Annotated in this window: 11 protein-coding genes; 2 read left to right on the top strand and 9 right to left on the bottom strand. The window is 72.0% G+C overall.

The window, feature by feature from the left end:
• Positions 1-2: 2 nt before the first annotated feature.
• From ACFY1S_RS23820 to ACFY1S_RS23780, 9 genes are all read right to left on the bottom strand, one after another.
• Positions 3-971 (bottom strand): carbohydrate ABC transporter permease, encoded by a 969-nt coding sequence (locus tag ACFY1S_RS23820; protein ID WP_387121956.1) that lies wholly within the window; start codon positions 969-971, stop codon positions 3-5.
• A 67-nt stretch (positions 972-1,038) separates the two neighbouring features.
• On the bottom strand, positions 1,039-2,343 hold the full coding sequence (locus ACFY1S_RS23815) for an ABC transporter substrate-binding protein (RefSeq protein WP_387121953.1): 1,305 nt from the start codon (positions 2,341-2,343) through the stop codon (positions 1,039-1,041).
• A gap of 78 nt (positions 2,344-2,421) precedes the next feature.
• Complete coding sequence (locus ACFY1S_RS23810) at positions 2,422-3,456, bottom strand: LacI family DNA-binding transcriptional regulator (protein WP_387122134.1); 1,035 nt, start codon at positions 3,454-3,456, stop codon at positions 2,422-2,424.
• A gap of 207 nt (positions 3,457-3,663) precedes the next feature.
• On the bottom strand, positions 3,664-4,572 hold the full coding sequence (locus ACFY1S_RS23805; RefSeq protein ID WP_387121950.1) for an amidohydrolase family protein: 909 nt from the start codon (positions 4,570-4,572) through the stop codon (positions 3,664-3,666).
• Positions 4,569-5,378: a metal-dependent hydrolase gene (locus ACFY1S_RS23800; protein ID WP_387121947.1), complete on the bottom strand. Its 810-nt coding sequence runs from the start codon at positions 5,376-5,378 to the stop codon at positions 4,569-4,571. Before ACFY1S_RS23800 ends, ACFY1S_RS23805 begins: the two co-directional genes overlap by 4 nt.
• Positions 5,379-5,480: 102 nt before the next feature.
• Positions 5,481-7,124: a serine/threonine-protein kinase gene (locus ACFY1S_RS23795; protein ID WP_387121945.1), complete on the bottom strand. Its 1,644-nt coding sequence runs from the start codon at positions 7,122-7,124 to the stop codon at positions 5,481-5,483.
• 99 nt (positions 7,125-7,223) lie between these two features.
• Positions 7,224-8,933: a protein kinase gene (locus ACFY1S_RS23790; RefSeq protein ID WP_387121942.1), complete on the bottom strand. Its 1,710-nt coding sequence runs from the start codon at positions 8,931-8,933 to the stop codon at positions 7,224-7,226.
• An 84-nt stretch (positions 8,934-9,017) separates the two neighbouring features.
• Positions 9,018-10,352, bottom strand: a complete 1,335-nt coding sequence (locus ACFY1S_RS23785) for a glycosyltransferase family 4 protein (protein WP_387121939.1) — start codon at positions 10,350-10,352, stop codon at positions 9,018-9,020.
• 137 nt (positions 10,353-10,489) lie between these two features.
• The gene (locus tag ACFY1S_RS23780; protein ID WP_387121936.1) at positions 10,490-12,433 is read right to left on the bottom strand and encodes an amylo-alpha-1,6-glucosidase; all 1,944 of its coding nucleotides are present in this window, start codon (positions 12,431-12,433) and stop codon (positions 10,490-10,492) included.
• 42 nt (positions 12,434-12,475) lie between these two features.
• Between ACFY1S_RS23780 and ACFY1S_RS23775 the strand changes: the two genes are divergently transcribed.
• Together ACFY1S_RS23775 and ACFY1S_RS23770 are read left to right on the top strand one after the other, a co-directional pair.
• Positions 12,476-15,184: a glucosidase gene (locus tag ACFY1S_RS23775; protein WP_387121933.1), complete on the top strand. Its 2,709-nt coding sequence runs from the start codon at positions 12,476-12,478 to the stop codon at positions 15,182-15,184.
• Between the two features lie 148 nt (positions 15,185-15,332).
• The gene (locus tag ACFY1S_RS23770; protein WP_387121930.1) at positions 15,333-17,168 is read left to right on the top strand and encodes a BTAD domain-containing putative transcriptional regulator; all 1,836 of its coding nucleotides are present in this window, start codon (positions 15,333-15,335) and stop codon (positions 17,166-17,168) included.
• The last annotated feature ends 294 nt before the right edge of the window (positions 17,169-17,462 follow it).

Genomic DNA, 17,462 nt, shown 5'->3' with positions numbered 1-17,462 from the left:
TCTCAGAACCCCCGGTCGCGGCGCTCGCTGCGGGCCTGCATCCAGATGAAGAGCACTGCCACCAGCACGATGATCACCGTGAGCACCGTGGAGATCGCGGAACCGTAGCCGACCTGGAGCTTCTTGAAGAACGTGTAGTAGGCGAAGTACGACGGCACGTTCGTGGCGTTCTCCGGGCCGCCCCGGGTCAGGGCGAAGATCGGCCCGAACACCTTCAGCGCGGCGATGGTGCAGGTCAGGGCCACCACGAAGGTCTCCGGCCGGATCTGCGGCAGGGTGATGGCCCGGAACCGGTGCAGCCAGTTCGCGCCGTCGACCTCGGCCGCCTCGTACAGCTCGGGGTCGACCCGTTGCAGCGCCGCCATGAAGACGACAACGGGGTAGCCGATCTGCACCCAGATCATCACGGCCATCACGGCCGGCAGCGCGGTGCCCGGATCGCCGAGCCAGTCGTGACGCAGCGCGCCCAGGCCGACCGCGTCGAGCAGGCTGTTGAACGCGCCGTCGGGGCGCAGGATCCAGCCCCAGACGATGCCGGCCACCACGACGGGCAGCACCTGCGGGAGGTAGAACGCGGCCCGCAGCGCGGCGGCCGTGCGGGGCTTGAAGCGGCGTCCGATGACGTCGAAGAGCACGGCGGCGAGCAGCAGCCCGAGCGCCGTTGGGACCACGACCATCGCGATGATCATCCAGACGGTGTTGCGGAACGACGCCCAGAACACCTCGTCGTGCAGCAGCTGCTGGTAGTTGTCCAGGCCCACGAACGTCGGGTCGCCGATCCCCGACCACTTGGTCAGCGACAGGTAGCCGGTGCCGACCAGCGGCGCGCCGATGACCAGGATGAACAGCACCGCTCCGGGGAGCAGGTAGAGCCAGTACGCCGCGTCGCGGCCGCGAGGTCTGCGGCGGGGCGGGGGCGGGGTGGAAGTCGCCGACGGCTGTGTGGCGGCGACGGTCTCGGAGACTGCCATGGAAGATCCTTCCCGGCGGGGCGGGCGGGCGCGCCGGTCGTACCTGTCGCGCCCGCCGCTCGCCGTGTCACTTGCCGGTGATCTCCTTGACGCCATCGGCGTACGGCTTGGCGATCGTGTCGAGTACCTGGTCCGGGGCCTTGGACCCGTTGATCAGGCCCTGGAAACCGCCGACCAGCACGTCGTAGTAGCCCGGCACCGGCCAGTCCGGGTAGAAGGCGAGGCCGTCCTGCTTGCTGACCGTGTTGAAGTCCTCGATCAGCTTGCGGTCCTTCGGGTCGCTGATCTTCGCGGGGTCACCGGCGACCGGGACACCACCGTTGTTGCCGATCAGGTCCTGGATCTCCGGACGCAGGGTGATGTCGATGAAGTCGTACGCCAGGCTCTTGGCCTTGCTGTTCGTCGGGACCACCCAGAGGTTGCCGGAGGAGCCGGCGTGCAGGGTGTTGCCCGGGAAGAGGAACGTGTCCCAGTTGGCCTTCATCTCGGTCTTGAACCGGCCGTACCACCAGCTGCCCGAGACGATCATCGGCGTCTTGCCGGCGATGAACGCGGTGCCCATGTCCTCGGCCTTGAGGCTCGCCGAGTCCTTGGCGACGTAGCCCTTGCGCACCCAGTCGGCGAAGGTGTCCGCGCCGTACTTGAGCGGGTCGGCCTTGAAGTCGACGGGGTTCTTGTAGAGCTGGTAGTTGTCGACGAACTGCCTGTCGGCCTTGGACAGGGCCAGCTGGTAGAAGAGCTGCCCGGCCGGGTACTCGGCGCCGGCCATGCCCAGCGGGGTGATGCCCTTGCCGACGAACGTGTCCATCGCGGCGGTCATCTCCGCCATGGTGGTCGGCACCTTGACGCCGTTGCGCTGGAACAGGTCCTTGTTGTAGTAGACAGTGACGTACTCGCCGTAGTTCGGCACACCGAACCAGTTGCCCGATCCCATCACGCCCTTGTCGCTGTACCGGGCGGTGGTCTGCAGGCTGGGGCTGAGCTTGCCGGCCCAGCCGCGCTTGTCGGCCTCGGCGCTCAGGTCGGTGAGCAGGCCCTGGGAGGACAGCAGGCCGGCGGTGGCGTTGCCCTTGTTGTACTCCATGATGTCCGGGCCCTCGGACGAGTTGATGATCATGCCGGCGTTCTGCTGGATCTGCTCGAACGCCTTGCGCTCGAAGCGCACCTCGACGCCCGGGTGCTCGGCCTTGAAGATCTCGATGGCCCGGTCCCAGCCGACCCCCATGGCGCTGTTCTCGCTCTCGTAGTGCCAGAGCTTGAGGGTCTTCGCCCCGCTGTCGTCCTCGCTGTCACCACCGCCGCACGCGGCCACGGCGGTCGTCGCGGTCGCCGCCAGGGCGATCGCGGCGACGATCCGGCGGAATCGCTGCATTGCTATCCTCCTCGTTGAGTATCTAGCGGTACCTCGATGAGGCCCGTCGTCGCGTTGCAGCGCGGCGGCGGGCTGTTTTCACTTGTCGGCGCCCATGAGCTGGCGGCTCCGTGGTGCGGCGGTCGAGCCCCGGATCTCCAGCGCGCACGGCAGCAGTTGCTGATGGCGCGCGGTGCCGCCGGGGCCGTCCAGGTGGCGCAGCAGCGCCTCGATCGCGATCCGGCCCAGCGCCGACCCGGGTGACGTCATCGCGGTCAGCGCCGGGGTGGCCAGTTCGGCGACCTGCGGTGAGGTGACCATCGAGACGACCGAGACGTCGTCGGGCACCGACAGTCCCCGGCCGGTCAGCTCGCCGAGGATGCCGAAGATCGCGGTCTCGTTCATGGCCAGTACGGCGGTCAGCTCCGGGGCCTGCGCGAACGCGGCGGCCAGGGCGGCCCGCCCGCCCGCGGCGCTGTCCTCGGCGGCGATCATCACCGGCTCCAGGCCGTGGTCGGTCATCGCCGAGACGAAGGCGTCCCGGGTGCGCAGCGCGGGGCCGTAGCCGGTGGCCAGCGTGGCGGCGGAGTGGTTGACGTAGACGATCCGTCGGTGCCCCAGGCCGACCAGGTGCCCGACGGCCTCCCGCACGGTCTGCTCGAAGTCGATGTCGACGTAGGAGAGACCGCTGGTGTCGCCGGTGCGCCCGATCAGGACCAGCGGCACGTCCGCCTCCTGGAGCACGGTGACCCGCTCGTCGGCGAGCTGCACCTCCATCAGCACGACGCCGTCGAGCATCCGCTGGGTGGCGAGCCGACGCAGGTCGTCGAGGTCACCGCCGCCGACCGGGGAGAGCACCAGGTGGTAGCCGGCGGCGCTGGCCGCGGCGGCGGCGCCGGTGACGAAGGCCGTCTCGGTGGCGCCCAGGCCACGCTCGTCCATCGGCATCAGCAGGCCCAGGATCCGGCTGCGCCGGCTGGCCAGGCCGCGGGCCATCGCGTTGGGCTGGTAGTGCAGCTCCTCCATGGCGGCGAGCACCTTGTCCCGGGTGGCCTGGGAGATCGGGCGGGCGCCGGTGAGCACGTACGACACGGTGCTGACCGAGACCCGGGCGAGGCGGGCGACGTCGTGCATGGTGGCCACGCGCACCTCCTCCGGCCAGGCGTGGGATCGCTACCGAACCTGCGTCGAAGCGTTTCGACGAAGCGGTTCGACAGGACGCTAGGCCACCCGTTACGGGGACGTCAATAGCCGATGTCGAAAAGAAGTCGTAACGCTCGCGCCGGGCGGCCCGGACAGGATCGGGGCGCGATCCCGGGGGCGCGGCCTGGTGACGCGTCGTCAGCGCAGGTCGAACAGGGCCGCGGCGCTGTCCCAGCAGACCGCCCGCAGCCAGTCGTCGCCGAGGTCCAGCCGGACCAGCCCGGCCAGTTGGTCGGCGTACGGGTAGGGGATGTTGGGGAAGTCGCTGCCCAACAGCACCTTGCCGGCCAGACCCAGCTCGCGTAGCCGGGGCAGCTCGTCGGCGGGGAACGGAACGAACCGGTCGAAGAACGGGGTGAACGCCATGGTCGTGTCCAACCGGACCCGCTCGTACGCCTCCGCCAGGTCGAGGAACGCCCGGTAGTCGGGGGCCCCGAGGTGGGCCACCACGGCGCTCAGTCGGGGGTGACGGGCGAGCAGGGCGGCGAACGGGTCCGGCCCGGTGTGCGTGGTCCCCACCGGGGCGTGCCCGGCGTGCACCACCACCGGCACCGCCGCGTCGGCAAGCAACCCCCAGACCGGATCCAACAGCGGATCCGTCGGCGCGAACCCACCCACCTGAAGGTGGACCTTGAACAGTCGGGCGCCCTCGGCGAGGGCCGCCTCGACGTACCCGACGGCGTCCGGCTCGGGGAAGAACGTGGCCGAGGCCAGGCAGCCCGGGGTGTCCCGGGCGAACTCCAGCGTCCATCGGTTGAGGTCCGCCGCCATGCCCGGCCGGTGCGCGTACGCCAGGGCGCTGAACGCCCGCACGCCGAGCCGGCGCAGGTGCGCGACCCGCTCGGCGTCGCTCCACCTGTAGCGGATCGGCCACTCGGTGCCGACCAGGGGACCGGCCGCGTCGAAGTACGCCCACACCCGGCGCAGCAGGCGCGGCGGCAGGAAGTGCACGTGCACGTCGGCGAGCCCCGGCAGCCCCAGCGCCCGCCAGATGTCAGGCACCTGCCGGTCGGCCTCGGGCGGGGACTGCTCCGCCGGTCCGGTCATATCTCGATGTTGAACCGTTGCAGCACCGAGGGCGCGATCAGGCCGGTGGTGGCGAGCACCGCCACGACGGTCAGCACGGCACGCAGCACGACCACCTCGGCCTTGCTGCCGGTACGCAGGGCGATGCTGTTCGGCAGGCCGATCATCGTCCACATGCGCCGCTTGATCGGGATGGGCCACAGGATCGGCACACCCGCTCGGGTGATCATGTCGCCGAGGATGTGCACGAAACAGCCCACCCCCAGGGCCGTGCCGATCAGGGGATAGCCGCGCCCGCCCGGGAGGTTCGCGAAGGTGAACCAGGCCGCCCCCGCCGACGCGAGAGTGATGATCACCCAGCCGGCCCGCTCGGCCCACTCGTCGAACAACCCGCGCAGGGCCAGGCCGAACATGAAGAACAGGATGGTGATCACCGCCCACTTGCCGTACGCGGCGCACAGCGCCGTGGTGCCCCATCCGACGAGGACCGTGAACGGGAGCGTGTGGGTGAGCGTCCGGTGGCCGTTGTTGCGGCGTGGATCCTTGCTGAGTTTCGTGGCGTAGTAGACCCCGAGGGAGATCTTCTCCATCACCTCGGCGGCGAAGAGCGAGAAGACCCCGAAGGTACGGGCCACGGTGGCCCCGCCCTGGTTCCTCGTCACCTTGCCCGACATGTCGAGGTCGGGAAAGAGGGCGCCACCCGCGCAGACCGCGGTGCCCACCGCCAACGCGAGCGGTGACTGGTGGTAGTCGGCGAAGTGGTCCAGTGCCCAGGACCCGGCCAGCCACACCGCCGCGCCGGACAGCGCATGCGACGGTCCCATCATCTCGGCTCACCCTCCCCAGGGATCTTGAGCGCCAAAACTACGCCACTGTAGTCAGCGTCGGCGCCGCAGGGGCATCACCCGGACGGTCCACAAAGGACCATGTCAGAGAGCGGGGGTGAAGCTCTGCCGGATCATCGGCAAGTATGCCGCGTTGACCTGCCAGTCGAACTCTTTTGTCAACCACGAGACGGTGTAGGAACGATCGGCCGACGTGTTGGCCAGCAGGCGAAAACCGTGCACCTGCTCGCCCACCGCGTTCTCCCAGCCGCACTCCCACACGGCCCCGCCCTCGAAGATGTCCATCGCCGAGATGTCCACCCTGCGGTAGCCCGGCAACGCGTCGCCACGGGTGAGCCGAGCCTCCTCGGCCTTCCAGTACGCCAGCGGGTCGTCCCGCGGCGGTCCCGCCTCGACGCTGAGCACCCGGGCCCCGTCGGCCTCGCGGAAGCAGGTCGCCGCACCCTCGTTCCAGCGCGCCCAGCCCACGGGCGCGGCGATCCGGAACCCGGTCGGGTCGTCATGCCAGGTCCAGCCCTCACGCAGCCCGTACCGTCCGTCGGCGGCCGGCGACGACGACACCACAGGAGTCGCCGTCGGGGGAGGAGGCGTCGAACAGACGAATGCGGCCGGCCGGGCGGTGGCCGCGCCGCCCCCGGAGCCGGACGGCGGTGTCCGCTCGGTGTCCCGGGTCGCCAGCACCGCCGTGACGCCACCCGCGATGGCCAGCGCGCTTGCCGCGCCCGCCAGGCCGATGAGCAGTCGACGCCGGCCGACGGGCCGGCCCCTCGGTCGGGCGGTCGGCGGCGCGGGACCGCCGAGCGGGCCGAGGGGGGTGTGGGCCAGGTTCCGGCTCGCGCTGCGCACCGCCGCCACCGCCGAGGAGGGGGCCGTCCCGGCGGCGGGCTCGTCCGGGTCGGCCGCTGCCCGGCGCAGCAACGGCTCCGCCTCGGCGGCGGTCAACCGCCGCCAGGGATCACGCTGCAACAGACCGGTCAGGACCGGTCGCAGCGGCCCGGCCCGACGCATCGGATCCGGTGGTTCGGTGGCCAGCGCGCTGAGCGTGGCCATCGCGCTCGACCGGGCGTACGGCGAGTGCCCCTCCACCGTCGCGTACAGCGTCGCGCCCAGCGACCACAGGTCGGTACGCGGATCCGACACCCCTTCGCGGGCCCGCTCCGGGGCGACGAACTGCGGTGAGCCGAGCACAGTTCCCGGGCCGGTCATCGACCCGTCACCGCCGTCGAAGGTGGCCAGCCCGAAGTCGGTGAGTACCACCCGCCCGTCGTCGGCCACCAGCACGTTGTGCGGCTTCACGTCGCGGTGCAGCACCCCGGCGGCGTGCGCGGCCCGCAGGGCGGCGAGCACCGCCAACCCGATCCGGGCGGTACGGTGCGGACTCAGCGGCCCCTCGGCGCCGAGGATCTGCTGCACCGAGCGGGACGGCACGTACTCCATCACGATCCAGGGGCTCTCCCGGTCGTGCACGACGTCGTAGATCCGGACCACGTTCGGGTGGTTGAGCCGGGCGGCGGTACGCGCCTCGCGCAGCGTCCGCAGCCGCACCTGCTCACGCTCGGCCTCGGCCAGCCAGGACGGCGGCACGACCTCCTTCACCGCGACGTCACGGTGCAGCATCTCGTCGCGAGCCAGCCACACCCGACCCATCCCGCCGGTGCCGACCAGGTCGAGCAGCCGGTACCGACCCGCGATCAGCAACTGCTGCACGGTTCGTTCCCCCTCGGTCACCCCGAGTTACACGATAACCACCAAAGCGGGTTTTCTCATCCGCTGACCGGTCTCGGTCCACGCCGGACGGTGGTCGGGATAATGACCACACGGTGCAGGTCAGGGGGGTGGTCGGAAACTGTTTCGGACTGTCGTCCAGTCTCTGCCGGCCCCGATCCAGTCCCTGTCGTCGGTGATCCAACCCAGCGTCCAACGGCCGGCCGTGACGGCCTGTTGCCGGGCGTGCAGCCACGCGCCGTACGGCGCCGACCAGCGGCACTCCCACTCCGCGCCGCCGTCGATCACGGCGAGCCGGATCTCGTCGTACCCCGGCAAGGCCCCGGCCCCGGCCGCCGCGTCGCGTGTCGCACGCAGCCGGACCAGCGGATCGGTGCCGTCGCCCGCGGCGACGCTGAAGGCCCGGCCGGTCGCCGGGTCCTGGAAGCAGGCGACCGCGCCGTCGCGGGAGTAGTACCAGGTCGCCGGTACGGAGACCCGGAAGCCTGTGGTGTCGGCGTGCCAGACCCAGCCGGGTGGCGGCCGGAGCCGTTCGCCGGGCAGCGGCGCGCCGGCCAGCACCGGCGCGCCCGTCACGTACGGGCGGACACACTCGAACGGCGGCGGTGCTACGTCCCCCCGCCCCACCGGCGGTGGGCCGGGCCGGTCGGGGCCGCGACCCGGGCCGCCCGGCCCGTCCGGGGGACGGCTCGACGGCGACGCCGTGGGTTGGCCGGCGGTGTCGCGGGGCTGGTCAGCGGTGACGGCCAACGCCGTGCCCACGCCGGCGGCGGCTGCCACCAACAACGCCACCGCGATCAGCGCGCCGCGCCGACGAGCCGGAGCGGCGGGGGAGACGGGGTCTGCCGGGTCGATGTCGGACCCGTCGGGCTCGGACAGCGGGAGGGTGGCCTCCTGGTCGGCGGCCGGTTCGTCGGCATCGGCGGACCGGCCGTCGGGCGCCGGCTCGTCGCGGGCGGACGCCGCGCGCGGGTCGGGCCCGTCGGACGCCACAGGCGCATCGGTGTGGCCGCCCGCCGCGCTCGTGAGCAGCCGGCGGGCCGCTTCGTGGTCGAGACGCTCACGCGGGTCGCGGCTCAACAGGCCGGCGAGCACAGGTGCGAGCGGCCCGGCGTGCGGGGCCGGGTCCGGCGGTCCGGCGGCAAGCGCGCTCAGGGTGGCCATCGCGGTGCTGCGGGCGTACGGGGAGCGGCCCTCGACTGCCGCGTGCAGGGTGGCCCCGAGCGACCACAGGTCGGCGGCCACCGTGGACACCCCCTCGGCGGCCCGCTCCGGAGCGACGTACTGCGGGGAGCCGAGCACCATCCCGGGGCGGGTCATCGCGCCGTCCCCGCCGTCGAAGGTGGCCAGCCCGAAGTCGGTGAGCATCACCCGACCGTCGTGCGCCATGAGCACGTTCTGCGGCTTGATGTCGCGGTGCAGCACCCCGGCCGTGTGCGCGGCGTGCAGCGCGCCGAGTAGCGCCAGGCCGATCTGGGCCGCCGGGGCCGGCTCCAGCGGCCCCTCGGCGTCCAGGACGTCCTGCAGGGTGCGCGACGGGACGTACTCCATCACGATCCAGGGGCTGTCCTCGACCGGCACGACGTCGTACAGCCGCACCACGGCGGGGTGGACGAGCCGGGCCGCCGCCCGCGCCTCCCGCAGGGTGCGCGAGCGCAGCTCCGCCCGCTCGTGGTCGGCCAGCCAGCTCGGCGGCACGACCTCCTTGACCGCTACCTCGCGGTGCAGCATCTCGTCGCGGGCCCGCCACACCCGACCCATGCCCCCGCGACCGACCAGGTCGAGCAGCCGGTACCGACCAGCGATCAGCACCTGCGCACGCTCCTCCTCGGCCGCTGTCCGGGCTACACCCTAACCAGCGGATCGGAAGTCACCTATAGGTCATCTTACGTAACCTCAGCAGGCGGCGTGGTCGACGGCAGCGAGCAGATTGCCCTCCGGAATGGCGATCCGGGTACGTCCGCCAGCCAGCCGGGCGGCGGCACGCCGGGCCTGGAGAGGGCCGTGCTCCCGACGGGCGCCGGCGTAGCTGGCGGCGGTGCGCGCCGCGATCGTGGCCCAGCCGTACCGTTGGCCGACCATGGTGCGGGCCCGGCGGGCCACCCGACGGGCGAAGATCTCGTCGCCGAGGAGCTGACCGACCGCACCGGCGAGCGCGTCCGGGTCGCTGTGCGGGAACGTCACACCCGTCACGCCGGGCTCGACGATCTCGGCGAGGCCGCCCGTGCGGGCCACGGCCAGGGGCGCGCCGGCCGCCGCCGCCTCCAGCGCCACCATGCCGAACGGCTCGTAGAGGCTGGGCACCACCGTCGCGTCGGTGGCGCCGAGCACGGCGGGCAGCTGGGTGGCGTCGAGGAAGCCGGTGAAGCGGACCGTCGAGCTGAGCGCCAGGCGGCGGGCCTGCGCCTCCAGTTCGGCGCGGTACGGGCCGTCGCCCGCGATCACCACCCGCAGCCCGGGATGCTCCTCGCGCAGCCGGGGCACCGCGTGCACGAGGTGCTGGACGCCCTTCTCGTAGACCAGCCGCCCGGCGTATCCCACCAGCGGGCCGCTGCCGGCGAACCGGGCGCGGGCCGAGGCGACCGCGCGCGGACGTGCCCGCCAGGCGCGGTCGTCGACGCCGTTGGGCACCACGTCGACAAGCGCGGCCGGCAGGTCGAACAGGGTGGTGACCTGGTCGCGCATGTACCCCGAGCAGGTGATCACGCGGGTGGACGAGCCGCTGAGCCAGTGTTCGACGCCGTGGATGGTGCGGTTCATCTCCTCGGGCAGCCAGCCCTGGTGCCGTCCGGCCTCGGTGGCGTGGATGGTGGTGACCAGGGGCAGGTCGAGGTGCTCGGCGAGGGTGACGGCGGTGTGGGCGACGAGCCAGTCGTGGGCGTGGATGACGTCGTACGTGCCGGCTTCGGTGGCGCGCAGGGCGGTGCGGGTGAGGGTGTGGTTGAAGGCCATCGTCCAGGCGAGCAGGGAGCTGGTGGCCAGGGGGAAGGTGACCGGGTCCTCGGGGGCGCGCAGGATGCGGACGCCGTCGGCGTACTCCTCCAGGGGTGCGCCGTCGCTGTGGCGGGTGACGACTGTGACCTCGTGGCCGGCGGCGGCGAGGGCGACCGAGAGGGCGTGTACGTGGCGGCCGAGACCGCCGACGAGCACCGGCGGGTACTCCCAGGACAGCATCAGCACCCGCAGGCGTCGGACGGGGTGGATGTCGATCACGTGGGCTTCGGGTGACATGCGGCCCCCTTTGAGTTGTCCCCGGGCGCGCGCCGACCGACACCGGAGTCGGTGTCGCCGTCGCGTCTGGATCGGGGCCAATCCTGCCGGCGCCGAGATAACCAGCGGCGACACCGCCGTTGCGGTCGTGTAAAGCGCTACTGGCCCTTTCGGCGTACCCGCAGCAGCTCGGCCACCGACCATGCCTGGAAGGGGCAGCCGGTCGCGGAGTGCGGCGCGAGACCGTCGGCCGTCTCGCTTACCGATCCTAGCCCATATTCGGTCAGATGGGACTCAATGCCGACGAACACGTCATCGACCGACATCTTGCTCCGGCGGCACGCGTCCACGTACGGGCCGAGCAGCCATGGCCACACCGTGCCCTGGTGGTAACCGCCGTCCCGCTCGGCGGGACCGCCCTGGTGCCGGCCCACGAACTCGGGCGAATCCGGGGCGAGACTGCGCGGCCCGAGCGGGGTGAGCAGCCCCGCCGCCACCCGCCGCAGCGTCTGCTCGTCGGGCTCCAGCGGCGCGAACGGCAACGACCACGCCAGCAGCTGGTTCGGGCGCAGCGCGTCGTCGTCGTGCAGGGCGGCGCCACCCAGCGGGTACGCCGGCGCGGGCGCGTCCAGCACGTCGTGCAGCCAGCCGGTCGGGGCGGGGAAACGGTCCCGGAACGAGGCCACCGCCTGCCCGTGCCGCCGCCACAGCTCGGCCGCGTCCTGCCCGGCCAGCTCGGTCAGCTCCGCGAGCCCGGCCAACCCGTTGATCCACAGTGCGTTGACCTCGACCGGCTTACCGGTACGCGGGGTGACAGGCACCCCGTACACCCGGGCGTCCATCCAGGTCAGGGCGGTGCCCGGGGCACCCTGGGCGAGCAGCCCGTCGGCCGGGTCGACGGCGATCCCGTAGCGGGTGCCGGCCACGTGCGCGTCGACGACAGTCCGCAGCGCAGGCAGCAGCTCGTCACCGAGGTCGGTGTCGCCGGTGACCGTCACGTGCCGGCTCACCGCGTGCAGGAACCACAGCGTGCCGTCGACCGTGTTGTACTCCACCCGCCCGGTGTCGGCCGTGTTGGCCAGCATCCCCTCGGAAAGCGTCGCCGCGTACGACCGCAGCAGAGCCCTTCCCAACTCGGCGCGGTTGGTGCAGAGGAACAACCCCTCGTACGAGATCATCGTGTCCCTCGACCACGCCCCGAACCACGGGTAGCCGGCGACCACGTCGACCGTGCCGCCGCTGGGCCGCACCACGAACGCGTCGGCGGCAAGCGCCAGGGTGGCATCGACCGGGTCGGCGGGCTGGGCCGTCGCCACCACCTGCCGGTTGCGCCGCCGGGCCGTCGCCACGATGTCCTCCGCGGGCGGCGGGTCCTCGTCGAGCCGACCCGCCCAGGCGCGTACCGACACCGTGTCGCCGGGGCGTTCCAGTTCACCGGTGAAGCGTCCCGCGTACCAGAGGTCCTCGTCCGGGTGCAGACCCCGGCCGGCCTCCTCGCGGTGGTGCACGCCCAGCCACCACTGCCCCTCCGGCGCCCAGCCCGGGCCGGCCAGCCGGTACGCGCCCTCGACCACCGCCCCGTCGGCCACCGTCTCGACCTGCGGGGTCGGGCCGTCGGCGCGCCGTTCGCCGTGCGCGTCCCGCCAGGTGCAGGCGGCGGACAGCTCCAGCCGGACCGGCCCACCGGCGATCAGCCGGTGCACCACCGCCACGCAGGACCGACCCGGCAGCATGGCCAGCTCGCGTTCGATCACCACGGCGCCGATCCGCCACCGCCACCGGGGCAGGCCGTCGACCAGGTCGAAGCGTTCCAGCAGCTCGAACCCGCGCGGATCGACGACGCCGGAGGACCACTCGTGCGCGCCGAGCCGCACCCTTGCGCCGGACGGCAGGGTGACCGCCGGGTCCAGGCTCACCAGTCCCACCCGGCGGGACGCCGGGGTTTCGCCGGGCACCACCAGCAGACCGTGGTAGCGACGGGTGCGCAGCCCGGCGACGGTGCCCATGGCGTACCCGCCGACACCGTCGGGCACCAGCCATTCCCGGCTCGCCGCGCTGCCCAGATCGCCGCAGACCTGCGGGCCGAACCGAATGTCGATCAACTTTCCTCCACCGGCGGCGGGGTGTAACACGCCACGACGAGAATGGCCGCTGTGGTCAAGTACCGCGGCGGCGTCAAAGATGTGCACGTGATCACTGACCGATCGTCCTCCGACGCCTCGCCACCCGACGCTGAGCGGCTCCGGCTCGCCCAGGCCGACTCGGGTGAGCAGGACTGGCGCGCATGGGGTCCCTATCTGTCCGAACGGGCGTGGGGGACGGTACGGGAGGACTACAGCGAGCACGGTACGGCCTGGGACTACTTCCCACACGACCATGCGCGGTCCAGAGCCTACCGGTGGAACGAAGACGGGATGGCGGGCGTCTGCGACGAACGGCAGACATTCGCGTTCGCCCTCGCGCTCTGGAACGGCAACGACCCGATCCTCAAGGAGCGGATGTTCGGCCTCGGTGGCGACGGCGGCAACCACGGGGAGGACGTGAAGGAGTACTGGTGGTACCTCGACAGCACCCCCACCCACTCGTGGATGCGCTGGCGCTACCACTACCCGCAGGCCGCCTTCCCGTACGACGAACTCGTCGCGGTGAACGCGCTGCGCGGCCGGGACGACACCGAGTACGAGCTGGTGGACACCGGGATCTTCGACGACGACAGGTACTGGGCGGTGACGGTCGACTACGCCAAGGCGTCCCCCACCGACCTGTGCATGGTGATCACCGTGGCGAACCGGGGGGACCGGGCGGCCACCCTGCACGTGCTGCCCACCCTGTGGTTCCGCAACACCTGGTCCTGGGGCCTGCCCGGCGGGGACCGGATTCCTCGGCTGACCGGCGAGGGCGCCCGGCTGGTCGGTGATCACCGGGTGTTCGGCCAGCTGCTGCTGGAGGGCGACGGTGACCCGGTGCCGCTGCTCTGCGACAACGACACCAACGCCGAACGGCTCTGGGGGCTGCCCGGCCGGTCGCCGTACCCGAAGGACGGCATCAACGACCACGTGGTCAACGGCGCGGCCACTGTCAACCCGGCCCGGGAGGGCACCAAGGGCGCATTGCACTACGTGCTCGACGTGCCGGCCGGCGGGCAGCGGCAGATCCGGTTGCGGCTGACCCGTACCGCGTCCCCGCCGGCCGCCGCCCCGCCGCCCCCGGCCGACCTCGGCGCGGGGTTCGAGGCCGTGGTGTGGGCCCGACGGGCCGAGGCGAACCGCTTCTTCGCCGGGGTGATCCCGCCGGCCGCCACGCCCGACGAGGCGCTTGTCGCCCGGCAGGCGATCGCCGGGCTGATGTGGGGCAAGCAGTTCTACCACTTCGACGTCAAACGCTGGCTGGAGGGCGATCCGGGCTCGTCGCCCCCGCCGGCCGGTCGCCGGCACGGGCGCAACAGCGCCTGGTGGCACATGACCAGCTTCGACGTGATCTCCATGCCCGACCCGTGGGAGTACCCCTGGTACGCGGCCTGGGACCTGGCCTTCCACTGCGTCAGCATCGCCCGCGTCGACCCGGGCTTCGCCAAGGACCAACTGCTGCTCCTGCTGCGCGAGTGGTACCTGCACCCCAACGGGCAGATCCCTGCGTACGAGTGGGCGTTCGGCGACGTGAACCCGCCGGTGCACGCCTGGGCGGCGCTGAAGGTGTTCGAGATCGACGGCGGACGGGACTTCGAGTTCCTGGGCCGGGTGATGCACAAGCTGCTGCTCAACTTCACCTGGTGGGTCAACCGCAAGGACACCGGCGGCAACAACGTGTTCGAGGGCGGCTTCCTCGGGCTTGACAACGTCGGGCCGTTCGACCGTTCGGCGGCGCTGCCGGTGGCAGGTGTGCTGGAGCAGTCCGACGGCACCGGCTGGATGGCCATGTACGCGCTCAACCTGCTGGACATGGCGATCGTCCTGGCCGAACACGACCGGACCTGGGTGGACACCGCCACCAAGTTCTTCGAGCACTTCGCGTACATTGCCGCCGCCGCGTACGAGCAGGGGCTCTGGGACGACGAGGACGCCTTCTTCTACGACGTGCTGCGCCTCGCCGACGGCACGAAGGTGCCGCTGAAGGTCCGCTCGGTGGTCGGCCTGCTGCCGCTGGCCGCCACCACCCGGCTCACCGCGAGGACCCTGCACCGCCTACCGGAACTCGGGGCCCGGCTGCGCTGGTTCCTCACCAACCGCCCCGAGTACGCCCAGGTGATCGGCACCCGCCGGCTCGGCCCCGACGGCCGGCAGCAACGGCTGCTGTCCATGGTCGGCCCGGAGCAGATGGTCCGGCTGCTCGCCCGGATGCTCGACTCCGACGAGTTCCTCTCCGAGTTCGGCCTGCGTACGCTGTCCCGCGCCCACCTGGACAAGCCGTTCTCGGTCACCCTCGGCGGGCAGGAGTTCTCGGTCGGGTACGAGCCGGCCGAGTCGACGAGCGGCCTGTTCGGCGGCAACTCCAACTGGCGCGGCCCGATCTGGATGCCGACGAACTTCCTGCTGATCAGCGCGTTGCGCGACTACGCGGCGTTCTTCGGCGACGACCTCCAGGTGGAGTATCCGACCCGCTCCGGTGTGAAGCGGACGTTGGACGAGATCGCCGACGACCTCTCCGCCCGACTGATCTCTCTGTTCACCCAGGACGACTGGGGGAGACGGCCGATCTACGGCGCGTGCCGCATCTTCCAGACCCACCCGGACTGGCGGGACCTGGTCGCCTTCCCCGAGTACTTTCACGGTGACAACGGGGCCGGGCTGGGCGCCTGGCACCAGACGGGTTGGACGGCACTGGTCGCCGACCTGATCCTCACCCTGCGCCGCTGAAAGCGCTCGCGATCGCGCCCCCGTTACGTGGACACACCGCTCGAGAGCATTGATATTCGTCACGCTCGTGAGCAGTCGTTTCCCTGTTGTTACGTGCGTGACCTCCACCTAGCCTGAGCCCGCTCAAGTTCAACGGGGGAGCGGCGCGATGCAACTACAGATCAGGCTTTTGGGCACTGTGGAGCTGTGTGTCGACGGTCAGACCGTCACACCCGGCGCGGCGAAGCGGCGAGCGGTCCTCGCCGGCCTGGCCATCGAAGCGAACCATGTCGTCTCGCTGTTCCGACTGGCGGAGATGGTCTGGCCGGAAACCCCGCCGACGTCCGCCGTGGCGAACCTGCGGACCCACGCCGCGGTGCTGCGCCGCACACTGGGGGACCGCCTGGTCGCCCGACCCAACGCGTACGAGCTGCGGCTGGCGCCGGGCGAGCTGGACGTCGCCGAGTTCCAGCGGCTGGCCGGGGAGGGGCGTGCCCTGGCCGCCGTCGAGCCCGCCGACGCCATCGCCACGTTCAGTGCCGCCCTGGCCTGCTGGCGCGGCCCCGCCGGTGACGGTCTGCCCCGGGGTACCGCGCTGGACAACCGGTGGACCAGCCTTGACGAACAGCGGCTCCAGGTGTTCGAGGAGTTGGCCGAAGCGCGGCTGGCCGCCGGGCAGCACGGTCACCTGCTGCCCGAACTGCGGGGACACCTCGCCACTCATCCCCTGCGGGAGCGGGCCTGGGGGCAGCTGATGCTGTCGCTCTACCGCTGTGGGGACGTGCCTGCCGCACTCACCGTCTTCCGGCACGCCCGCGCGACCCTGCACGAGCAACTCGGTATCGAACCCGGCGAGGAGCTGGTCGGCCTGCACCGTGCGATGCTCGACCGGGCACCGGAGCTGGCGTACGTCCCGGTGGCCGTGCCGACCGTCCTGGCGCCATCCGCGCCGACACAAGCCGCCCCCGGGTGGGCGGTGCCCCGCGAACTTCCCGCCACTCCGGCGACGTTCGTGGGCCGTGCCCGGGAGACGGCCGAGGTCGTGGCCGCGCTCACTGCCGCGACGCCGGCCGCCGTGGTCGTCGCGGGCGCGGCGGGCAGCGGCAAGACCGCGCTTGCGGTACGCGCGGCGCACACCGTCGCCTGTGACTTCCCGGACGGGCAGGTCTTCGTCGACCTCGGCTACGACACCGCGATGACTCCGGGCGAGGTGCTGGCCCGGGTGTTGCGCGCGCTCGGCGTCGCCCCGGCCGAGGTACCGGCCAACACCGACGAGCGGGCCGGCTGGTTCCGCTCCCTCGTGGCGAGGCGGCGGTTGCTGCTGGTCGTCGACGGGGTCACCCGGGCGGCCCAGGTGCGACCGCTGCTGCCAGCCGGCCCCGGTCCGGCCCTCATCGTCGTCGGTCAGCGGCACCTCAGCAGCCTGGACGGCGTACGCCGGGTGACGCTGCACCCGCTCGACGGGGTTCCGGCGCGCGACCTGCTGGCCGCGTTCGCGGGTCCGGAGCGGCTGGTCGCCGACCCGGCGGCCACCGTGGAGCTGGCACGGCTCTGCGCCGGGTCGGTCCTGGCGCTGCGGATCGCGGGCAGTCGCCTGGCCGGGTATCCGGCAATGCCGGTGGCCGGTCTGGTCACGCAGTTGCGCGACGGGTCGGACCGGTTGGACCTGCTGGCCTATGAGGATCTTTCGGTGCGGGCGAGCCTCGCCGCCGGTGTGGCGGCGGTCCGATCCGATGACGAGGTGGCGGGGCGGCTCCTCGAGTTCCTCGCCACCCAGCCGGACCACCCGGCCCTGCTGGACTGGGCCGCGGCGCACCTCGGGGTCTCCAACCAGCGGTTGCGCCGCGCCCTGGAGGGCCTGGTCGACGCGTACCTCGTCCATTGCGCCGCTGGCCGCTACACACTGCCCGCCCTGGTCCGCGACTACGCCGCCGAACTGGCGCTGCCGCCCACGCCGATGCGCCCACTGACCAAGCGACGGGTGCATCCGCCGGCGGCGGCCTGAACCGGGCGGTGCCACTGATCGTGCTCCACGGAGGCGTCGCCGCGAAGTATGCGCGCGGTATGCGGCCGGCGGGCCAGTGCGTTCGCGCTGCTCCACAGTGGGTGGCACGGCAAACCTTGAAGGTATCTGGGAGATAGCCGGCTGAGTATTCCTCGTTTCTAGCCTTCACCCGTTGTGCACACGAACGGGCGGAGGGTTACGGGTGAAACGACGATCACGAGGTCCCCTGATCGGGGGACTGGCGCTGGTCATGGTGGCCACGTTGGGCGGGATGGAGGTCCTACCGGACCGCAC

It is taken from the genome of Micromonospora sp. NPDC000663, from assembly GCF_042898105.1.
Lineage (GTDB): Bacteria > Actinomycetota > Actinomycetes > Mycobacteriales > Micromonosporaceae > Micromonospora.
The sequence above is the reverse complement of the archived record's forward strand: the minus strand, read 5'-3'. Positions and strand labels throughout refer to the sequence as shown.

Bases quoted from the DNA above. Each gene is read 5' to 3' on its own strand.
- ACFY1S_RS23820 (WP_387121956.1), bottom strand. From the start codon at position 971: ATGGCAGTCTCCGAGACCGTCGCCGCCACACAGCCGTCGGCGACTTCC.
- ACFY1S_RS23815 (WP_387121953.1), bottom strand. From the start codon at position 2,343: ATGCAGCGATTCCGCCGGATCGTCGCCGCGATCGCCCTGGCGGCGACC.
- ACFY1S_RS23810 (WP_387122134.1), bottom strand. From the start codon at position 3,456: ATGCACGACGTCGCCCGCCTCGCCCGGGTCTCGGTCAGCACCGTGTCG.
- ACFY1S_RS23805 (WP_387121950.1), bottom strand. From the start codon at position 4,572: ATGACCGGACCGGCGGAGCAGTCCCCGCCCGAGGCCGACCGGCAGGTG.
- ACFY1S_RS23800 (WP_387121947.1), bottom strand. From the start codon at position 5,378: ATGATGGGACCGTCGCATGCGCTGTCCGGCGCGGCGGTGTGGCTGGCC.
- ACFY1S_RS23785 (WP_387121939.1), bottom strand. From the start codon at position 10,352: ATGTCACCCGAAGCCCACGTGATCGACATCCACCCCGTCCGACGCCTG.
- ACFY1S_RS23775 (WP_387121933.1), top strand. From the start codon at position 12,476: ATGGCCGCTGTGGTCAAGTACCGCGGCGGCGTCAAAGATGTGCACGTG.
- ACFY1S_RS23770 (WP_387121930.1), top strand. From the start codon at position 15,333: ATGCAACTACAGATCAGGCTTTTGGGCACTGTGGAGCTGTGTGTCGAC.